At 56.8% G+C, this 18924-nt stretch carries 21 protein-coding genes; 13 read left to right on the forward strand and 8 right to left on the reverse strand.

From position 1 onward, the window contains the following. Positions 1-256 precede the first annotated feature (256 nt). The 6 genes from aceE (at position 257) to BN1724_RS02530 (ending at position 7287) form a co-directional block, all read left to right on the forward strand. Entirely contained in the window at positions 257-3001 is a 2745-nt protein-coding gene (gene aceE, locus BN1724_RS02505; protein ID WP_058234090.1) for a pyruvate dehydrogenase (acetyl-transferring), homodimeric type, read from the forward strand. A gap of 16 nt (positions 3002-3017) precedes the next feature. Beyond that, positions 3018-3422 (forward strand): GntR family transcriptional regulator, encoded by a 405-nt coding sequence (locus BN1724_RS02510; RefSeq protein WP_058234091.1) that lies wholly within the window; start codon positions 3018-3020, stop codon positions 3420-3422. Between the two features lie 93 nt (positions 3423-3515). Beyond that, entirely contained in the window at positions 3516-4520 is a 1005-nt protein-coding gene (locus tag BN1724_RS02515; protein WP_058234092.1) for an ACP S-malonyltransferase, read from the forward strand. Further along, complete coding sequence (locus BN1724_RS02520) at positions 4517-5518, forward strand: beta-ketoacyl-ACP synthase III (RefSeq protein WP_058234093.1); 1002 nt, start codon at positions 4517-4519, stop codon at positions 5516-5518. Before BN1724_RS02515 ends, BN1724_RS02520 begins: the two co-directional genes overlap by 4 nt. Positions 5519-5648: 130 nt before the next feature. Beyond that, positions 5649-5897: an acyl carrier protein gene (locus BN1724_RS02525; protein WP_058234094.1), complete on the forward strand. Its 249-nt coding sequence runs from the start codon at positions 5649-5651 to the stop codon at positions 5895-5897. Positions 5898-6045: 148 nt separating this feature from the next. After that, positions 6046-7287, forward strand: a complete 1242-nt coding sequence (locus tag BN1724_RS02530) for a beta-ketoacyl-[acyl-carrier-protein] synthase family protein (protein WP_058234095.1) — start codon at positions 6046-6048, stop codon at positions 7285-7287. Between the two features lie 424 nt (positions 7288-7711). On the opposite strand, the gene BN1724_RS02535 is transcribed toward BN1724_RS02530, so the two are convergent. Continuing rightward, positions 7712-8203, reverse strand: a complete 492-nt coding sequence (locus BN1724_RS02535; RefSeq protein ID WP_058234096.1) for a DUF3145 domain-containing protein — start codon at positions 8201-8203, stop codon at positions 7712-7714. A 79-nt stretch (positions 8204-8282) separates the two neighbouring features. Beyond that, complete coding sequence (gene def, locus BN1724_RS02540; RefSeq protein ID WP_058234097.1) at positions 8283-8768, reverse strand: peptide deformylase; 486 nt, start codon at positions 8766-8768, stop codon at positions 8283-8285. Between the two features lie 587 nt (positions 8769-9355). Here def and BN1724_RS02545 point away from each other — a divergent pair. The 7 genes from BN1724_RS02545 (at position 9356) to BN1724_RS02565 (ending at position 14721) form a co-directional block, all read left to right on the forward strand. Next, positions 9356-9766, forward strand: a complete 411-nt coding sequence (locus BN1724_RS02545; RefSeq protein WP_058234098.1) for an NUDIX domain-containing protein — start codon at positions 9356-9358, stop codon at positions 9764-9766. A 2584-nt stretch (positions 9767-12350) separates the two neighbouring features. Further along, positions 12351-12725, forward strand: coding sequence for a helix-turn-helix transcriptional regulator (locus BN1724_RS13525; protein ID WP_084252687.1), 375 nt, complete (start codon positions 12351-12353; stop codon positions 12723-12725). Between the two features lie 337 nt (positions 12726-13062). Continuing rightward, positions 13063-13524 carry a tyrosine-type recombinase/integrase gene (locus BN1724_RS13175; protein ID WP_058234100.1) on the forward strand — a complete coding sequence of 154 codons (462 nt, stop codon included), beginning with the start codon at positions 13063-13065 and terminating at the stop codon, positions 13522-13524. A 125-nt stretch (positions 13525-13649) separates the two neighbouring features. Beyond that, positions 13650-13859 carry a helix-turn-helix transcriptional regulator gene (locus tag BN1724_RS13530; RefSeq protein WP_407919309.1) on the forward strand — a complete coding sequence of 70 codons (210 nt, stop codon included), beginning with the start codon at positions 13650-13652 and terminating at the stop codon, positions 13857-13859. A gap of 90 nt (positions 13860-13949) precedes the next feature. Further along, positions 13950-14168: a helix-turn-helix transcriptional regulator gene (locus BN1724_RS13535; protein WP_407919310.1), complete on the forward strand. Its 219-nt coding sequence runs from the start codon at positions 13950-13952 to the stop codon at positions 14166-14168. A 28-nt stretch (positions 14169-14196) separates the two neighbouring features. Beyond that, positions 14197-14445 carry a helix-turn-helix domain-containing protein gene (locus tag BN1724_RS13540; protein ID WP_058234101.1) on the forward strand — a complete coding sequence of 83 codons (249 nt, stop codon included), beginning with the start codon at positions 14197-14199 and terminating at the stop codon, positions 14443-14445. Positions 14446-14469: 24 nt separating this feature from the next. After that, complete coding sequence (locus tag BN1724_RS02565) at positions 14470-14721, forward strand: helix-turn-helix domain-containing protein (RefSeq protein ID WP_058234102.1); 252 nt, start codon at positions 14470-14472, stop codon at positions 14719-14721. A gap of 196 nt (positions 14722-14917) precedes the next feature. Here BN1724_RS02565 and BN1724_RS02570 read toward each other — a convergent pair whose 3' ends face one another. The 6 genes from BN1724_RS02570 to BN1724_RS02595 all read right to left on the reverse strand — a co-directional run bounded on the left by BN1724_RS02570 (position 14918) and on the right by BN1724_RS02595 (position 18923). Continuing rightward, entirely contained in the window at positions 14918-16108 is a 1191-nt protein-coding gene (locus BN1724_RS02570) for a Fic family protein (protein ID WP_058234103.1), read from the reverse strand. 284 nt (positions 16109-16392) lie between these two features. Next, positions 16393-16821, reverse strand: a complete 429-nt coding sequence (locus tag BN1724_RS02575) for a hypothetical protein (RefSeq protein WP_157085718.1) — start codon at positions 16819-16821, stop codon at positions 16393-16395. Next, entirely contained in the window at positions 16809-17195 is a 387-nt protein-coding gene (locus BN1724_RS02580) for a DUF7718 family protein (RefSeq protein ID WP_058234105.1), read from the reverse strand. Before BN1724_RS02580 ends, BN1724_RS02575 begins: the two co-directional genes overlap by 13 nt. 255 nt (positions 17196-17450) lie before the next feature. Next, positions 17451-17792: a hypothetical protein gene (locus BN1724_RS02585; RefSeq protein WP_058234106.1), complete on the reverse strand. Its 342-nt coding sequence runs from the start codon at positions 17790-17792 to the stop codon at positions 17451-17453. Positions 17793-17866: 74 nt separating this feature from the next. Continuing rightward, positions 17867-18595 (reverse strand): collagen-like triple helix repeat-containing protein, encoded by a 729-nt coding sequence (locus tag BN1724_RS02590; protein ID WP_058234107.1) that lies wholly within the window; start codon positions 18593-18595, stop codon positions 17867-17869. Beyond that, positions 18588-18923, reverse strand: a complete 336-nt coding sequence (locus tag BN1724_RS02595) for a hypothetical protein (RefSeq protein ID WP_058234108.1) — start codon at positions 18921-18923, stop codon at positions 18588-18590. The genes BN1724_RS02590 and BN1724_RS02595 overlap by 8 nt, the downstream gene beginning before the upstream one ends. Position 18924: the final 1 nt, after the last annotated feature.

The raw sequence follows: 18924 nt of genomic DNA on the forward strand, positions 1-18924 counted from the left end.
ACTCCTTCATGTCGGTGAAATGTCGTGGATACCAGGGGCTTAGCGGCCTTCTGGTAGCTGTCGGCTCTGAGTCTAGCTAACTGTGTTTTTCATGTCACTTGGCTTTGCTGCGCAGGTTCAACACCTCCGTCAGCGTAATCTGGAAATCCGCACGGACTCGGAGCGGTCGAGCCGGTCATGAGCCTTTAGGGCATTGATATGTCGCCGCCGACCCGACCCCGTCGCCCCTGTCGGAGCACCGAGAGAAGAGGACAGCGTGACTTCACGAGACAGCAACGGTCCCATCATCAACGGCGTCTACTCCCCTGCCCCGGACCCCGATCCGCAGGAGACCCAGGAGTGGATTGAGTCGTTTGACGGCGTCGTCGATGAGCGAGGGGGCGCTCGAGCGCGGCAGATCATGTTGAATCTACTGCGTCGAGCCCGGGACCGTCACGTCAGTGTCCCGAGCACCAACTCCACCGACTACATCAACACGATTTCGGTTGAGGATGAACCGTATTACCCCGGCGATGACAGCCTGGAACGAGAGATCCGCGCTGCGGTGCGCTGGAACGCAGCGATGCTGGTGCATCGTGCCCAGCGGCCAGGAATTGGCGTCGGTGGCCACCTGTCGAGCTATGCCTCGGTGGCCACCATGTACGAGGTTGGCTTTAACCACTTCTTCCGTGGGAAAGACCATCCCGGCGGTGGTGACCAGATCTTCTTCCAGGGGCATGCTTCCCCCGGGATCTACTCGCGTGCTTTCATGATGGATCGTCTGAGCGAGGATGTTCTCAACGGTTTTCGCCAGGAAAAGTCACATCCTCATGGCATCCCGTCCTACCCACATCCGCGCGCTATGCCGGATTTCTGGGAGTTCCCGACGGTGTCCATGGGCATCGGCCCGGTTAACGCCATCGAGCAGGCGTCATTTAACAAATACCTGCATAACCGGGGTTTGAAAGACACGTCCCAGCAGCATGTGTGGGCGTTCCTCGGCGACGGCGAAATGGATGAGGTCGAATCGCGCGGTGCGCTGCACATACCGGCGATGGAAGGTCTGGACAATCTGACCTTCGTCGTCAACTGCAACCTGCAGCGCCTGGACGGCCCGGTGCGCGGTAACGGCAAAATCATCCAGGAGCTGGAAGCCCAGTTCCGCGGTGCCGGCTGGAACGTCATCAAAGTGATTTGGGGGCGCGGATGGGATCCGCTGCTGGCAAGCGATTACGATGGCGCGCTGGTCAACCTCATGAACAACACCCCTGATGGCGACTACCAGACCTACCGTGCCGAATCCGGTGGCTTTATTCGCGATAATTTCTTCGGGCGCGATCCGCGCACCAAGGCCATGGTCGAAGGAATGAGCGATGACGACATCTGGTGGAAGCTGAACCGTGGTGGCCACGATCCGCACAAGGTGTATGCGGCATACAAAGCCGCGATGGAGCACACCGGCCAGCCGACGGTGATTTTGGCTCACACCATTAAGGGCTTCAAGCTCGGTAAGTCCTTTGCAGGCCGCAACGCGACGCATCAGATGAAGAAGTTCACGCTGGACGACATTAAGACGTTCCGTGACACCCTGCGCATTCCGATCAGCGACGCTGAACTTGAGAAGGATCTGTACGGGGCGCCGTACTACCGCCCGGATCCAAACTCGGACGCTATGCAGTATCTGCATCAGCGGCGCCGGGAGCTCGGTGGCCCGATCCCCCATCGCGCCCACAAGAAGGTCTTCCTTCCCCAGCCCGCTGAGAAGGAATACAAGGTTGTTCAGCGCGGTTCAGGCAAGCAGGAAATCGCCACCACGATGGCGTTCGTGCGTCTGCTCAAGGACCTCATGCGGACGAAGGAAATTGGCGCCCACTTCGTGCCAATCATTCCGGATGAAGCCCGTACCTTCGGCATGGACTCCATGTTCCCGACGGCGAAGATTTACAACCCGCACGGGCAGAACTACATCTCCGTGGACCGCGATCTGCTGCTGGCCTATAAAGAGTCCGCCTCTGGCCAGATCAAGCACATGGGCATTAACGAAATCAGCTCGACCTCGGCGTTTACCGCTGCAGGAACGTCGTACGCAACCCATGAGTTACCGATGATCCCGGTCTACATCTTCTACTCGATGTTCGGTTTCCAGCGCACCGGTGATTTCTTCTGGGCGGCGGGTGACCAAATGGCTAAGGGCTTTGTCATCGGGGCCACGGCCGGAAAGACCACCCTTGCGGGTGAAGGCCTACAGCATATGGACGGCCACAGCCCGATCCTGGCCTACACCAACCCCGGCACGGTCATCTACGACCCGGCATACGGATACGAAATCGGGCACATCGTGCGCGATGGCCTACAGCGTATGTACGGCGAGAACGAAACCCGTAACCAGGATGTCTTCTACTACCTCACGGTGTACAACGAGCCGATCGTGCACCCGGCTGAGCCCGAAAACCTCGATGTTGACGGCCTGCTGAAGGGTATGTACCTGCTGAAGGCTGACGAAGGCGAGGGCCCCAAGGCCCAGCTGATGGCCTCCGGTGTGGCCGTGCCGTGGGCTCTGCACGCTCAGCAATTGCTGCGCGAAGACTGGGGAGTCTCCGCCGATGTGTGGTCAGTCACCTCATGGACGGAAATGCGGAAAGAAGCTCTGGAAGCAGAAGAACACAACTTCCTGCACCCGAGCGAAGAAGCGCGAACTCCGTGGATTACGCAGCGTCTGCACGACGTGCAGGGTCCGTTCGTGGCGACCAGCGATTTCGATCATCTGCTGCCCGATATGATCCGCCAGTGGATTCCCGGACGCTACGGCGTTCTGGGTGCCGATGGCTGGGGCTTCTCGGACACGCGCCCGGCAGCTCGCCGCTTCCTGCACATTGACGCCCATTCGCTAGCCGTCCGCGCTTTGGCAGAGCTGGTTGCAGAAGGCAAGCTCGACCGGTCGGTTCTTCAGCAAGCCATCGACAAATACGATCTGTTGAACGTCAACGCAGGTCAGTCAGGCAGCGACGGAGGCGAGGCCTGACTCGCTGGTCACGACGATGACTTCTCCGTCGATCTCGGATCTGCCCCCGCTCGTGGGCCTCAGCATCGAGGCCCACGGCGCGGTGGCGCCGGTCCACCAAATCTATGACGCTATTGCGTCCGCAATTCGTTCGGGTGAACTGGCTCCTGGTACTCGGTTACCCACTGTGAGGACGCTTGCGACGGACCTGCAGGTTGCGGTCAACACCGTCGCTAAAGCGATTCGACGGCTTGAGGAATCCGGCCTGGTCATTACCAGGGGACGCGCAGGCACTGTGGTGGCTGCGCAAGATGCGCCCATGCGGGAACTATCCCAAGCCGCGGCGTACTTCGCCGAACTATCCAAGCGCTTAGGTATTGATCGTTCCCAAGCCGACGCCCTCTTGGATGCCGCCTTCGCCGACAGCAATACCGGACCCTAGGTGGGCTGCATACTCAAGGGCCGTTAATCTTTTCACTGTCGGTACAACCACTGTACGGCCGGACCGGCATCTCATCACAACTAGGAGAACCCCGTGCTCGTTATCGTTTGCCCCGGTCAGGGCGCGCAGAAACCGGGCTTCCTCGCACCTTGGCTCGACCTTCCGGGAATGCGCGATCTGCTCGGACAACTCGGTGACGCCTGTGACTGCGACCTGATAACCCACGGCACCGTCTCGGATGCTGACACCATCCGCGATACGGCCATTGCGCAGCCTCTTTTGGTCGCCGCCGGGATCATCGCTCACACCGCTCTCACACAGACGGTTGCCGCCGTATCTGCTGGCGCAACGTCAAATACTGAACCACCAGCTAGTAAAGAACCTCTCCTCGCAGATCTGTTCGCCGGCCACAGCGTCGGAGAGGTGACCGCAGCGGCGCTGGCAGGCGTGCTAACCCCTGAGGCAGCCATGCGGTTTGTGTCCGCGAGGTCTCAGGCAATGGCCCGAGCTGCAGCCGCCACCCCCACCTCCATGTCTGCGGTCGTCGGTGGCCAGCGCGATGACGTCATGGCTCGGCTCGCTGAGTTAAAACTTGTAGCCGCCAACATTAACAGCGCGACCCAGATCGTTGCCGCTGGCGATCCTGGAGCTCTTGCCGCCCTTGCCGCAGAGCCTCCTCGCCGCGCGAGGGTCATCCCACTGTCAGTAGCCGGAGCATTCCATACCCCGTATATGGATTCCGCCCGTGAAGAACTGCGCGAAGCAGCGTTGCATTTTGAGCCCGCCCCGGCGACCACGCCGCTGGTCTCCAATGCACAGGGAGCACTGGTTCGCGATGGGAAGGTGTACATCGATTCACTGGTCACCCAGGTTGCAGCACCGGTGGATTGGGAAGCCTGCATGAAAACTTTTGCATCTCAACAGGTCGATGCGATGATCGAGCTCGCCCCGGCTGGAACACTCACCGGTCTCGCTAAGCGAGATCTCAAAGAGGTGGAGCGAGTGAACCTAAACACGCCCGATGACCTTGCTCCAGCCCGCGATCTCGTCCTCGCCCATGCGGGCACCAACACCAACACTCCTGGAGGTAACGCGTGAGCGCGACTTTAACCCCGGCGACCACCGTGCCCGGTAGCCGCATCCTTGCTTATGGAGCTGCCCGCGGCGACGTCGTCGTTCCCAATGACGATCTGGTCGGCCCCATCGATTCCTCTGACGAGTGGATCCGCCAGCGCACCGGCATCATTACTCGCCGTCGCGCCAGCGCCGAGATGTCAGTGCTCGACATGTCGCGTACGGCCTCTCAGGACGCCATCACCGCATCCGGTTTGAACGCGAGCGATATCGACACGGTGATCGTTGCTTCGATCTCGTTCCCCTACCCGACGCCCTCACTCGCCACACTGCTGGCCCACGAGCTCGGCATTGACGACGCTGTCGCCTATGACATCTCGGCTGCCTGCGCCGGTTTCTGTTACGGGATCGGGCAAGCAGATGCGCTCGTGCGAGCAGGAGCTGCCCGCAATGTTCTAGTCGTCGGGGCTGAAAAGCTCTCTGATTTCGTCTCCCCCACCGATCGCAGCATTTCATTCCTGCTCGGGGACGGGGCCGGAGCCGCCATTGTCACCGCGAGCGAAACCCCCAAGATCGGCCCGACGGTATGGGGCAGCGACGGTGGCAATTGGCACACCATTCGGATGACGCACTCCTGGCTGCAGATGCGAGACGAGAATCTCGGCTGGCCCACCCTCGAACAGGACGGGCGAACCGTTTTCCGGTGGGCTGTGTGGCACACCGCAGACATCGTGCGTCGTACCCTTGAGCAGTCGGGACTGACCGTCGAGGATGTCGATGTTTTTGTGCCCCACCAAGCCAATATGCGGATCGTAGATGAGCTGGTGAAGCAGCTGAAACTGCCTGAATCAGTGACCATCGCCCGTGACATCGCGGATACCGGAAACACGTCCGCCGCATCCGTCCCGCTGGCAACCCATCGTCTGCTTGCCGAGGGCCAGGCAAAGTCCGGCGATGTCTGCGTGCAAATCGGCTTCGGGGCCGGACTCGCCTACGCGAGCCAAGTTGTCATCTTGCCCTGATAACGTCACATGAGACCACCTTTGTCAGGTGTTCGACAACGCGTCGTTCCTGCAAGGTTCTGTGCTGGGCGGCCTCGCCCGGTAATGTACTCACTGCCCAACGAACAAATATTCATCTAAGGAGCAACCCATGGCACACTCGGAGAACGAGATCCTCGCCGGACTCGCAGAGATCGTGAACGAGGAGACCGGTGTCGCCACCGAGGACGTCCAGATGGACAAGTCCTTCACCGACGACCTCGACATCGACTCGATCTCGATGATGACCATCGTCGTCAATGCTGAGGAAAAGTTCGACGTGCGCATCCCCGACGATGAGGTGAAGAACCTCAACACCGTGGGAGACGCCGTCAAGTACATCAACTCGGCTCAGGCCTAAGACCTAGCCCGGGGCACACCTCCCCGGGAATAGCGGCATAGGCCGCAGTGGCGGCGGGGAGGCCTACGTCTTCCCGCCGCAAACGTATTAACCCCGCTTTCCCTCCCCGCCCCGGTGTGCGGGCGTCGCCTAGACACAGGAGCACCGAATGACCACCACGCCCCGTCGAGTTGCTATCACCGGCCTCGGCACGTTCAATCCCCTCGGAACCGACGTTGATTCGACCTGGAAAGCCGCTCTGGCGGGAACCAGTGGCGCCCGGACGCTAGAGAACGACTGGACTGAGGCGTACGGCCTGTCCGTCAACTTCGCCTGTTCTGTTGCGGGAGACCCCTTAACCGTTCTATCGCGACCGGAGTCAAAGAAGCTCGACCCCGTCGGGCAATACGCTCTCATCGCGGCTCGGGAAGCTTGGCGCGACGCCGGGACTCCTGACGTTGACCCCACCCGCCTGGGTGTTGTCGTCGGTAGCGGAATCGGCGGCGTATGGACCCTCCTCGATCAGTGGGATGTAGTCCGCGAAAAGGGTGCCCGTCGCGTAAATCCCTTTACCGTGCCGATGCTGATGGCGAACTCGTCCACCGCACACATTGAAATTGAATTCGGCGCTAAGGCGGGCGCACATACTCCGGTCTCAGCCTGTGCAACCGGCGCGGAAGCCGTCGCCCACGCTGCGGATATGATCCGTTCAGGCCGTGCTGACATGGTGATTTGCGGCGGCGCCGAAGCCTGCATCCATCCGCTGCCGCTGGCCGCATTCGCTAATATGCGGGCACTATCTACCCGTCGCGACGATCCGGCAACGGCATCACGACCCTATGACCGCGATCGCGACGGCTTTGTCCTCGCGGAGGGCTCCGGCATTTTGGTTCTCGAATCCGAGGAACACGCCCAGGCTCGCGGGGCCCGTATGTACGCCTACGTCGCAGGCCGTGGTATGGCCTCAGATGCCTACCACATCGCCGCGCCCGATGAGGATGGCCAGGCACGCGCCATGCGGGAGGCACTCGCTCTTGCCGATATCTCGCCGAAGGACGTCGTTCACGTGAACTCTCACGGAACCTCGACCCCTCTGGGCGATATTGGTGAACTCAACGCGATTCGCACCGCTTTCGACGGGCAGACCGACCAGATTGTGGTGTCCTCCACGAAATCCATGACCGGCCACTTGCTCGGTGGCGCCGGCGCTTTAGAGACCATCTTCGCGGTGCTGGCGGCCCATCACCGGGTTGCTCCTCCGACGATCAATATCGAAAACCTCGACCCTGAGGTCCACATGGATATCGCCAACGGTGCACCGCGTGAGCTTCCATCGGGCGACATCGCCGTGCTGAACAATGCATTCGGTTTCGGCGGACATGATATCGCGCTGATTATGACTACTGCCTAAGCTCTAATTTCAGCTGGCTAGGGTCTAGTTCTACCTGTTTAAGGTCAACTTCCATCTGGTTAAGGGCTAGTTCTCCTGTTTAGGCTCCGGTTTTAGCTGGCCTCTTAGTCTCGATTGGACAGTTTAACCGGGCTGTTCTAGCCAGCCGGATCGTCTGGCTCGCGGGCTGTTAAGGCCCGCGAGGGCCAATACATCGCGGAGCACCTCCATGAGAGGGGTGCTCCGCGATATGTATATAGGGTTCGGCCATATAACGGATAACGTCATATAACGGGTGTGGCGCCATCGTATACCGGATACTGTCCGCTCATAGACCGAAGGCTATACGGTATACAGCAGATGATCGGGGGCCATAAATGCGGTCACCGATATCCCAGCAACCTTGAAAAGAGCGGAAAGCATGCCGGGGAGATTTAGCCAGCAATTAGCCGACCCGATGCAGCCACCTCATGCGCACTCCGTCCCCAGCATGGCGATAAACTTCCAGTTCTTCATCCCACGGCGCCCCTAACGCGAGGTTCAAACGCTCGGTGAGTGAGAGCGGATCGCGTTTGCTGTGTTCGATACATGAGCGAACCTGGTCCTCAGTCAGCACCGTGTTTCCCGCACGGTCCATCGCCGCATAGAAAATACCGAGGTCGGGGGTATGACACCAACGGGCACCATCGGCGTGCATCGAGGGTTCCTGCGTCACCTCAAAACGAAGATCGTCCCAGCCGCGCAGAGCGCTGGCCAGGGCTGCCCCGGTCGTTTCCCGGCCTCGCCAGGACGTTTCGGCGTGCACCAGGCCATGTTCAATGGGCTGTTCGCGCCATATCAGGCGTACAGGCACACCAAGTACTCCGCTGGCCGCCCAATCAATGTGCGGGGTGAGGGCACGCGGCGCGGAGTGGATATAGAGCATCCCCTGGGTCATGGTGTCCCTTCCTGTCCGATGCGTCTTCCCCAACGAATCGGTGCGGTGAAGGGCTATCCTTCCCAGGTTTAGATCAAGCCTAGAACTTTTCTCTAATGGCTCGCAACGCTTTCTTTTTCTGAGAGCGTTCTAATCGATCGATATATAGGAAACCGTCGAGATGGTCGCATTCATGCTGAATCAGTCGTGCGACGATCTCCTCTCCTTCCAGCACGACCTCTCGACCATCCAGGTCGACACCGATCGCACGCGCGTACTGGGCACGACGGGTGGGATACCAGAGCCCTGGCAAGGAAAGGCATCCTTCTTCCCCATCTTGAATCTCATCAGATAGTTCGACGATGCGAGGGTTCAGGATATAGCCGATCTCCCCCGCGAGATTCCACGAAAAAGCTCTGAGACCGACCCCAATTTGGTTGGCGGCTAAACCCGCTCGACCTTCATCGTCGACGTTCTCACACAGATCGCGGACCAGCTGCCGGACCCCCTCGGTGATGTCCGTAATCTCTTCGCATGGCGTGCGCAAAACAGGATCACCGATGATACGGATAGGGCGATGAGCCACGTATGCTCTCCTTGCTGGAACTGGCCTGCGCTAGACAGGTGATCTCTCGGTTCTATGCCGCATTCATATCTATCACGCAATATCCAGCTGCACTATGACTAGCGTCTCCCGAGGACCAGTCGGTGGACAAACACCCTCCTCATGAACACCTGCCAGGCTTAGAAGCTTCAATGAGCAGTCACGCTATGAGCTAGGCGGACATAGCATGGCTGCTACGCAAGCCCCCTCTTCTCAACTAGCTTCACACACCATCGCGATCTTCCCGTATGCGACCCGCTGATCTTGGCGATACCCGCCCATTCGAGCGTGTTACGATATTTGACCCCTAGAGACGTTTGATACCATGATGTAGCGCTAACCGAGTTGCAGAAATAGTCACAGTCACCGAAACATTGAGATACTGACACCGGCATGTCGGTACAGCCATTTGCTACATACGGAAACTCTCACCCTTTTAAAATGCGTCATCAACGACACCAGGGAAATGACCAGCGTTTCAAGAGCCCGCACGCTAAACGATACCGGATACCAAAAAACACATTCACCCATGCCAACAATGACTTCACGACACCAAAGACAGGAATATAATGAACAACCCTACGATTAGAGTCCGAGCCGCTGGAATTCTCGCGACTAACAACGGAATCCTCGTTCAAAGAAAAGTCAATGACCACCACTGGGCACTACCCGGCGGCCAGGTAGAGTTTGGGGAGTACGCTAAAGATGCACTGTGGCGAGAATTCAACGAAGAACTCGGAATTGATATCGAAGTCGGTGAACAGCTCACCGTTTTAGAGAACTTCTTCGAGCTCAACAGTGCCCCTTTCCACTCCATCGAATTCTATTTCAGAATAGGTGCTCCTCAAATCGGATCAGCCCCGCCCGCCAGTACGGAACCAGACCTCGAATTTCAATGGTGGATTCCGGGATGCGACCGAGAGTTTCGCCCCCATATTTTAGAGCCTCTGATCGTCGCTGAGCTTCAAAGGCTTAGCTAATGGCTTAGTGGCTGGAGTTCAGGCCTGGGATGCAGGCCCATATTCGTGGTGCCGCCGCGGGCATGGGCTTGTGTCGTCGATACTCACGCTGGTGCATCGACGCTCACTGACTGACGATGAACATAGAAACCCCGTCCTGTTGGACCGAACGGGGTTTCAATACTCCTACCACTCTGTGAAAGATATTAGTGAAACGGCTATAGGTATCTCGTGTCGGCAACTATTGAATACCATGCGCACTAGCCGTTCTATGAGAGCATAGAAGCTGCATCACTAGGCGTCATATCAGGTGGACCGCCGAGCCAGAACCTGATAGTTGATATTACCTGTTAACCTACGCCCACTCGCGTCTTGCGATACCATCATGCATTAGAAGCGTAGAGCCGATGCCATGTCACCACATGAGAAATGGTGATGATAGCTTCTAAAATTATGAACTGATAAAACACTAAAATCCTCAACCGAAAGTCCATGAGATACACCGATCAAAATACACAAAAATTTAAGGCAAATTTACCTTTACCCAAGAAGAATTATAGTGAGAATAATCATCTTCACTAGGCTGTCTCTAAACCCTTTATTGAAGGGAATATTAAACAAGGATGTCTAATAAATCCATTTCTTGGGTTAGGATATATCTAGCCATATCATTTTGATTAGCGGTATACTTTTACTCTCGACATTAACGCTTATCTATACCGATCCGCCTGTTCGCATTTATCAATTATGTCCAGTCCGGCTCCTGCGCCAATCATAGATTACTACACAAAAAATAAACTTAAAGAAGATTCGATTTTGACAGATAATGAACTCTGCATTCTCATGTTCACTGACGGCGCCAACCATCACCAGTTTTGGCGCAAGTCTCTTTGTGAGAAGTGGCTCTAAACAACATCGTGCATTAGATCCAGGTTATCCTCGTCCGCATCCCCTGAACAGCAGCGAGTATCACCCGCTTGCTCGGGAGCCGATGAAACTTTAGCCATGCATCAACACTGCACAGGAACTGAGATATAGCATGTTTACCGCAAATTGCGTAAAATAGAATAGTCCAGTCAGATATCGATCAAGCGCAGAACTGTAGGGCTCTCGGCAAGGGCGACAAAACATGGCTCGCGCCAGCCAATGGTCCCGTACTGAAACGGGCATACATCGATGCGATGGGGACTGTTTCCTGACCTCACGAATAGACACTTCTCCCGACCTAATCTCACGCTATTCACACTTGCAGGAAATCAGATACATATCTGACATGTTTTATAGGGAATCTATCCAGTAAAGGGGTATACCTGAAATATACACTCCCACTATCCAACCAAGAACTGCCTGTGAATATGCGGAACCTGGACAGACGGAACTAGACATCAAAGCCGATATCTCGCCGGCTACCAGTGTCCCCGAGAACGGGCACAGCATCCCCGCCGGGAAGAGATAGAGATTCGTAAAAGCGAGACACAGGGCATGAGCCATGTGCTACATGATGGTTACTTGTCCCAGCTCTGACATGAGAGTATGCATACCACCATATAAAGCGACAAGGATGCGCTATGAATAATCGACTCAAATCGGTAGGCTTCTGGGCACGAAACCATCTTAAAACCGCGTCCACGGTAGCTGGATGCCTCGGTTGCGGTGGCACGCTCTTTGTTTCTATGTTCACACTGCTCCTCATCAGTGCGCTCCTAGTCCCGACACCGACCGCCTCCCCATCACCGACTGTATCCCCATCACCAATCGTCTCGCCATCACCGACCGTCTCGCCATCACCTGCACCCACGCCATTGGTAGAGACACCCGCGCCATCGACACCGACTCCCACACCATCAGTGGGCACTCCCCCACCACCGGTGTCGACTCTCCCACAGGAGGTCCCTGCTCCGATTGACCCGAAACCTAACCCTGGGCGAGCACCAGTTGCCCCGAGGCCCAATCCCGCACCCAAGGAACCTACCGCGCCACACCCCAAACCTAGTCCGGATCGGTCCGAAAAAGTTTTCGTGAAGCCTGGAGCATTTTGCTCAGGCGGCGTCGGAGTCACCAAGAAAGGGAAGCCTATGGTCTGCAAACCCGCAAAAGATGGGCGTCTGCGCTGGCAAAAGGTTGGTTAGAGTAACGGTCAAAGGGTGTCACTTACCTTTCAAAGGCGATGGAACATGACAAATTTCTAGATGGAGCCCCTAGAGAGGATTTTGATAGAGCTCAAGGGTGAGTTGCTGCACGGCGTGAATGGTCACCTTAAAGCGTTCGGCCATATCTTCCATACTCACCCTGTCGAATGTTGATAGGGAGCTTTCAACCCACACACATATAGGAGGTTCTGCGCTTCCTTGTGTGCCCGTTGGTAGGCAAGTTCAGCCGTATTCGCAACCACCTACCGCAAACTCGTAGCGCCTCCTCGTGGACACCGCAAGATATGGACATGGGGTCATCACTTAGTTCCCTCCGAAACGGGCGCTGCTACATCTTGCGCGGTCATGAATCTGTCGTGCGACAGCCTTTAGGCCACACTCCTACGCACGTAAGACTAAGTGGCAACGCCTTGCGAGTGCCGTTGATAATCGCTAAGCCTGGCGCATGATTATCGATCCAGGGGAGTGGGGAATCCCCCGAATTTACGAAGGCAGACCGACTCCGCAAAGCACGTGAGTGTGCTGGACTTGAACAGGCTGAGCTTGCCGAAAGGCTAGGAGTGGCTCGCAACACTGTGAGCACTGCCGAGCGTGGGGTGAACTCCCCCAGGCGCATCATAGTGCGCGCGTGGGCATTAGCAACTGGTGTACCGCTGTACTGGATAGAAACAGGAAGGGTCCCGTCACCTGATGGCGACGGGACCCATATGCTCCCGCGGTTGGACTCGAACCAACAACCGTTCGGTTACAAGTTCTTGCAGGTCAGACCGATAACGAAAAGATCACGATCATATGCAGCTCGACCGGTAAGGACTCCTGTCGCTGCATGATCCCCACATGAATGAAAACTGGATAGATGCTGAGCGCCATTACGTCATTGCCCTCAGAGCAGCGGGCAGAGCAGACGGAACGATCAGGATTCACCGACACTACCTAAGACAGATCCAGCGCCACGTCCGTAGTCCCTGGTCAGCGCAACATTCCGACCTTCTAAAGGTTCTCTCAAATCGGTTCTGGGAAGCGGAAACGCGCAAAAGTGCCCGATCCGTCATATGTTCATTTTACCGATGGGGGCACGGTACCGGACGGATCGAAACAGATCCAAGTGTGGGATTGCCCACAGTTCACGTTCCGCCGAGATGTGCCCGACCGACACCGGAGGACATCGTGCGCAAGGCTCTATCTCTCGCAGACCGGCGTCTAGACCTCATGATCCGGGCAGGCGCTTACCACGGACTGAGGGCATGTGAGATATCCCGCATTCATCACAACGACCTCGAAGGCGAGGAGTTGCGAGTACTCGGCAAGGGAGGGAAAACGCGGCTCGTACCCATCAATGATCCCGTACTAGAACATGCGATACGCCGCTGCGAGGGGTGGCTATTTCCTGGTCGCACAGACGGGCACCTCTCCCCCGGCCACGTTACCAAACTCCTGAGCGAGGCCATCCCCGGAATCTGGACGGCCCACACCCTGCGCCATAGGTACGGTACGAAGGTCTATGAAGGTGCTGGGGACATTCTTGTGGTCGCGGAACTACTCGGCCACGCCCGGCTCGACACCACTAGGCGTTATGTGCGAATGTCGCGCGATAAGGTTCGCGAGGCCGCGCGGGCAGCGGCGGCCTAGATGTATGGCGAACTCCACGCTCCTCCCCCACTCCAAGTCGAGCGTTATTCACGCTTGCATGAGATCAGACAAACGTCTACCGTTTTTTCATGGAAAATCTACCCGGGACAGGGGTTGTGCCCGAAATGAACACGCTCACGAATCGTTTGCGGGCAGCGCGAGAGTATGCGGACCTTGGGCAGACTGAACTAGCCATTAAGGCCGGTATCTCACGGGCCACCATCAGTGCCGCCGAGAACGGGCACAGCGCCCCATCTAGCGCAACGATCACAGTCTGGGCATTGGCCTGTGGCGTTGATGCTTGTTGGTTAAGTACAGGGAGACTTAAGCCGTAGCCAAGAGTTAGCTGACTCTACGAAGGATAGGAATAACAAGTGTCCGATGATCGAAACCGAGGAGTGATACCCCAGATCAACACTCTTCCAGTGCGCATACGTGCCGCGCGCGAGTACGCCGGATTGGAACAAGGTGAACTGGCCGATAAGGCTGGGGTGGCACGAGGAACGCTAGGGGCGGCAGAGCGTGGCTACAGGACGCCGACTAAACGCACTCTCACCTTGATTGCCTGGGCCTGCGGCGTTGATTCGCATTGGCTTAGAACGGGCCGACCGCAACCCTGTAATGATGGTTTAAATCATAACTAGCTAAATTTCTACCAGATAGGACTATCGAGTGTTTGACGACCGGAATAAGGGGGTAATCCTTCAGATTAATACACTCCCGATACGTCTGCGAGCGGCGCGCGAGTATGCAAATTTTAGCCAGGAAGGCCTTGCGGAGCGGGCTGGAATTGGCATGGCCACCGTAAGCCGTGCAGAACGGGGCGACGGAAGGCCGACGCGCGCAACCATCAGGTTGTGGGCGTGGGCCTGTGGAATTGACGCAGAATGGCTCAGAACAGGAAAGCCAGAAATTGGTTAACCCTCTACGCGACAGGAACGTTGGGTGCCTAATAACCTCACCGAAGGGACGATCCCTAACTTCACCAAGGCAGACCGGCTGCGCAAGGCGCGTGAACTCTTGGGGCTAGATCAAAGCGCCATGGCAATCCGCTTGGGTGTCTCGCGCGGAACCGTGAGCAATGCAGAGAGAGGGGCTGTTGAGCCTCGCCGAACTGTCGTGCTGGCGTGGGCGTTAGTTACCGGCGTTTCGTTGCACTGGCTTGAGACTGGCAAGGAAGCCCCAGAGGACGATTGACACGCTCCCTCATGCCACCACCCAACGATACTGCGCGCTAGACATGTCCTCGCTGAGGTCTACTGTCGAACGGGCGGCGTGATGCTGGAACGTATTGCCCTGGCACTGGGTGAGGGTTTGGACTATCCATAGCGCAGCGTAAACAAAAAGAACCCCCACGGTTACGTCTAACCGTAGGGGTTCTTTTTCAAGCCGTCTAGTTTGGCAGCTCTGGCGAATACTGCTGTAAAGGCATAAATGCATTCATAATAAACGCGCAAGGGATGTATCCGCCTTTGCGCTTTACGACAAGGCCAAGCTTCTCTAGCGCATTCAGGTCGCGAGCTATAGTGCGGTCTTCGCGCCCAGCGTACATCTCGGCTATTCGGGTAGTAAGATGCCGCATTGATTTTTTAGGCGTCTCTTCATCGATTGGGAGCGCTAACACCAAATCTCGCCGACGCTCTTTGGTGGGCCCGGAAGGTTCGTTACGAAGACGCTCATGTACATAGTTAATCCATGCGATACGAACCTGATGAGCCTTTACGGTGTCAATGTGTTCGCGAAGCATATCGACATACCCCTCAACCGCGTAGAGAATAAAGCCGTCCAGGTCGTTTTCTCGTGACGCCGCTGCAAGTCGTTCATAATAGCGGGTCCGGGTGCGATTATAGAAATCAGAAAGCAGATTCGACGCAATCCAGGGAACAACGCCTGAGTGCGCTAGAATCGCCACCTCAACAAGTCGGGCGGTGCGTCCGTTGCCATCTCCAAAGGGGTGAATCCATACAAGGTAAAGATGGGCAAGGAGGGCAGCGAACACGGCGTTATAGAATCGCATGTCATCCGACTGGGATTTATCTTGTGATGGAGCAATGAAAGCTTCATTAAGCCATGAACATAACTTGCTCATGAGGAAATCAAGCTCTTCCGGCGGTGCCCCCCGATAAATGTTGCCGACAATTAAATTGGTGGTCGTGTACTCGCCAGGCGCTACATGACCATCATGCTCAAGGCCCTGTAAGACGCTGGCATTTTGTTCTTTAATCCATGCTTCAGAGAGTCGGAATCCGTTCCCTTGTCGCCCCGATTCGTCAATGACTGCGAGTGCTTTAACGATATTTCGTATTTCGACTTCGAGATATTCCTGCGATGCAGGGAGCCTGTGCCCCCTATTGATAATTGCGTCGACATCCTCTTCGGACAGAGCGTTTCCCTCAATCGCAGTAGTGGCTAGCGCACCTTTGGTGAGAACCACTGAGGCCAAAGCGTTTGCCAGTGCAGGGGGTAGCGGAATACCTGCGAGGTGCTGGTTCTTAGAGAACGCTTCGCCGAGCTTTGCCCACAACATGCTGACCTTCGGGGCGTACTGGAAGGTCAGCCATTGATGCGTTTCCATGTACCTCATGCAGCAAGAATATCCAACTTGGCCGAGTTTTGGCAATGCGTTTGGCATGTCAACACCGGCGGCCGAGGTCGCCTGCGTGCGGATTTCTGGCCGCCAAGATTGCGCTTACATATAAATCGCACCATTATGCAGACACAAAAAGAACCCCCGCGGTTACGTCTAACCGTGGGGGAAACTTTTGCGGAACCTGCTGGGCTGAGCGTCACTCTAGACTACTTTTAGGTCATTGTCACGTGACCATCTATCGGCCATGTTTCTACTTCTGAAAACAGAGCAGGGGTAGATTAAGTCAGTGCAGGAACTTTCATATCGCCCCCGAAAGATACTCGGGGTGCGGCGAGGCGCGTATCCGTCAATCGGAAGCATTCCCACGACTTGTTGCGCTTAACTGCTTCAATGAGCATGCCAATGCATGCATATCGAGACACATCTTGCATAGCCGCTCTATCCTTGGATGGGGTGGCGGTAATGATTTCCAGTTCCCCTGCATGGATCATGGCTATCACGCATTTTTGTGCACCGCCGTGCTGGATGTGGCGATCTACACGCCGCATCACATCCCCGACCTGATCGTCATAGAGGACAGCAATCACAGGGGTTCGGGAGACGCATCCGTTGCGGGCGAGGTACTCCCTTCCCGCCGCCGTGGTGGTTAGCTTTGCGAACGTACGCGCCACGTCAAGCCGTTCGCGCCCATCCTTCACTGCTTCCACCTCCGAAAGTACTCGTGTGCGTGATCGAACATTTGATCTAACGCGTAATCGTACATAGAGTTAACCACGTCCCATTCAGTGCCGTCTACGTGGATATATTGTATAATATCCGTTTCGCCAGTATCTCCGATCCCTTCGCGCATGCGGTGACGATGCACAGCCCCGTGACAGGTGTCGATGCGCGACACCTCTGCAAGGCGTTCAGAACCATCGTCGTAGTAGAGCATAATGGCAAAGCGGACAACCTTCCCCCTATAGATGTGCTGGACAATCTCGATTTGTAGGTGGTCACCTATATCCACCAGGGTTGTCTCGACCGTACAGGCTGCTTGCGGTGGCGGGGTGTACTGTTCAGGTTTTGGTTTAGCCGTCATGTCGGCTAAACCTTGCCCTGCGTGCCTGCGGGGAGTCACTCAAAGTCACCGGCACAGCACGTCATGGAACATGACCTGCTCGACAAGATGTCCCTAGCGTGCCTGCTAACACCTGTTAGGGCTATGGGGTTACTCATCCCGTAATCATAGGCTGCACAACTTGCCCAAGGTGGGGCATTGGCGTCCAACCAACCCTGAGCTCATACATAAAAATAGCGCCCCGCACCTCAATCTAGAGATGCGGGGCGCTCGATGTCAGTTCTCCGGGTCCGGCTTCGGCGTGAGCGATCCAACCGGGCGAATCACATCACCGTTCGGTACAGCCTCATTCGCTGGGCCTGCGATCACTTCACCGTCGCTGACGTGTTCGAGAACCTTGGAGTTCGGGGTGACGTACTTGCGGGCAACCATCACGATGATCGGCGCGATCACGGCCACCAGGCCAAGGATTGCCACCTTCTGATCCTCGCTGATAGGGATACCAAACGCGATCAGAAGCGCAATGAGGGCGGCCACAATGGCGGTGATGGTCGCGGCCGAGATCACCGGCTCAGAGCGCAAAATATTTGTATCGTTCGCGACGTGCGTATTAGACATAGGTGTGCCTTCTTTCACTGTGTACGTAGAGCTTGCGCAGGCAGGCGCGTTATGCCGCGGTGCGCGAGATTGGTTTAGCGCGACGGGCTCGGCGTGGGGGCGGCGGGAAGTTTGATCAGGCAGGGGCCGCCGTCGCTTTCGGTCTCATCACTCCATGTCAAAATCCAGTGACCGGTCTCGGGGTGACAGGTGGCGCTCACGAGTCCGCGTCCGGCAGGACCCGTCTCACCCGCAGGCCCAGCAGGTCCTTGGGGTCCTGGTGGCCCGGGAGGCCCTGCCACACCGTCTTTACCGTCTGCACCGGGCTGACCATCCGGACCGGCCTGGCCGGGCATGCCAGGGGCACCAGCAGGCCCAACCGGACCTACCGCGCCATCACTACCCGGAATGCCTTGTGGCCCTTGCGGCCCTACAGGTCCACGGTTTCCAGTCGTATCCACGGTCTTTGTGTTCGGTGTCTCAGCGGCGGTTTTCTGCGCTTCTTGACACACGGCCTTACCCTGGGCGTCTTGTTTGATCGCGCCCGAGGCGCACAGGTCGGCTACCGACCGGGCGATATCTTGTTTGGCTTGACTTTCGTCTTGGACTTGGACGTGCGCGCGCGATAGTTGTTCGCCGCGTTCGCGCAAGGTTTTACCGTTGTTCCACACCACAACAGCCATGATGGACATGCCCGCTAGCCCGGCAATGACAAGGATTGTTAAGACCCACACCATGATGCGTTCAATCTTGTCGGCCCGACCTGCGGCCTGCATGGTCTGTTCTGCCCGCTCTTCAATATCTTTAAAATCGCGTTCAGACATTTCTCACCTCCCTGTAGGCCGGGTCGGGTTCAATACCATGGTCAATGAGTTGCCGGTAGTACGACAAGCGGTCACTATTAGCTTGCGCGAGCATTTTCCGGCACTCCTCGAGCGTGATATTGACCTTCTCGGCTTCGGCCAGGTAAAGCTCTGCGCGAAGTTTTTGCGCCTCAATAGCATCGTCGCGGCGTTGTCGTCTGGATGTGCTCACGCGTGTCACCGCCCATGCAATCCCGCCACCCAACACAGTGACCGTCCCGCTAAGGCCACCAACGGCGGTCAGTAGATCGGACACACTGTCTTGAGTGGCGAGAATGCTTAGGGTCATC

Origin of the sequence: Devriesea agamarum, from assembly GCF_900070355.1 — a bacterium.
GTDB classification, from domain to species: Bacteria; Actinomycetota; Actinomycetes; order Actinomycetales; family Dermabacteraceae; genus Devriesea; species Devriesea agamarum.

Excerpts from the sequence above, each read along its gene's own strand:
- BN1724_RS02510 (WP_058234091.1), top strand. The coding sequence starts at position 3,018 with ATGACTTCTCCGTCGATCTCGGATCTGCCCCCGCTCGTGGGCCTCAGC.
- BN1724_RS02525 (WP_058234094.1), top strand. The coding sequence starts at position 5,649 with ATGGCACACTCGGAGAACGAGATCCTCGCCGGACTCGCAGAGATCGTG.
- BN1724_RS02530 (WP_058234095.1), top strand. The coding sequence starts at position 6,046 with ATGACCACCACGCCCCGTCGAGTTGCTATCACCGGCCTCGGCACGTTC.
- BN1724_RS02535 (WP_058234096.1), bottom strand. The coding sequence starts at position 8,203 with ATGACCCAGGGGATGCTCTATATCCACTCCGCGCCGCGTGCCCTCACC.
- BN1724_RS02545 (WP_058234098.1), top strand. The coding sequence starts at position 9,356 with ATGAACAACCCTACGATTAGAGTCCGAGCCGCTGGAATTCTCGCGACT.
- BN1724_RS13530 (WP_407919309.1), top strand. The coding sequence starts at position 13,650 with ATGAACACGCTCACGAATCGTTTGCGGGCAGCGCGAGAGTATGCGGAC.
- BN1724_RS02570 (WP_058234103.1), bottom strand. The coding sequence starts at position 16,108 with ATGAGGTACATGGAAACGCATCAATGGCTGACCTTCCAGTACGCCCCG.
- BN1724_RS02580 (WP_058234105.1), bottom strand. The coding sequence starts at position 17,195 with ATGACGGCTAAACCAAAACCTGAACAGTACACCCCGCCACCGCAAGCA.
- BN1724_RS02585 (WP_058234106.1), bottom strand. The coding sequence starts at position 17,792 with ATGTCTAATACGCACGTCGCGAACGATACAAATATTTTGCGCTCTGAG.
- BN1724_RS02590 (WP_058234107.1), bottom strand. The coding sequence starts at position 18,595 with ATGTCTGAACGCGATTTTAAAGATATTGAAGAGCGGGCAGAACAGACC.
- BN1724_RS02595 (WP_058234108.1), bottom strand. The coding sequence starts at position 18,923 with ATGACCCTAAGCATTCTCGCCACTCAAGACAGTGTGTCCGATCTACTG.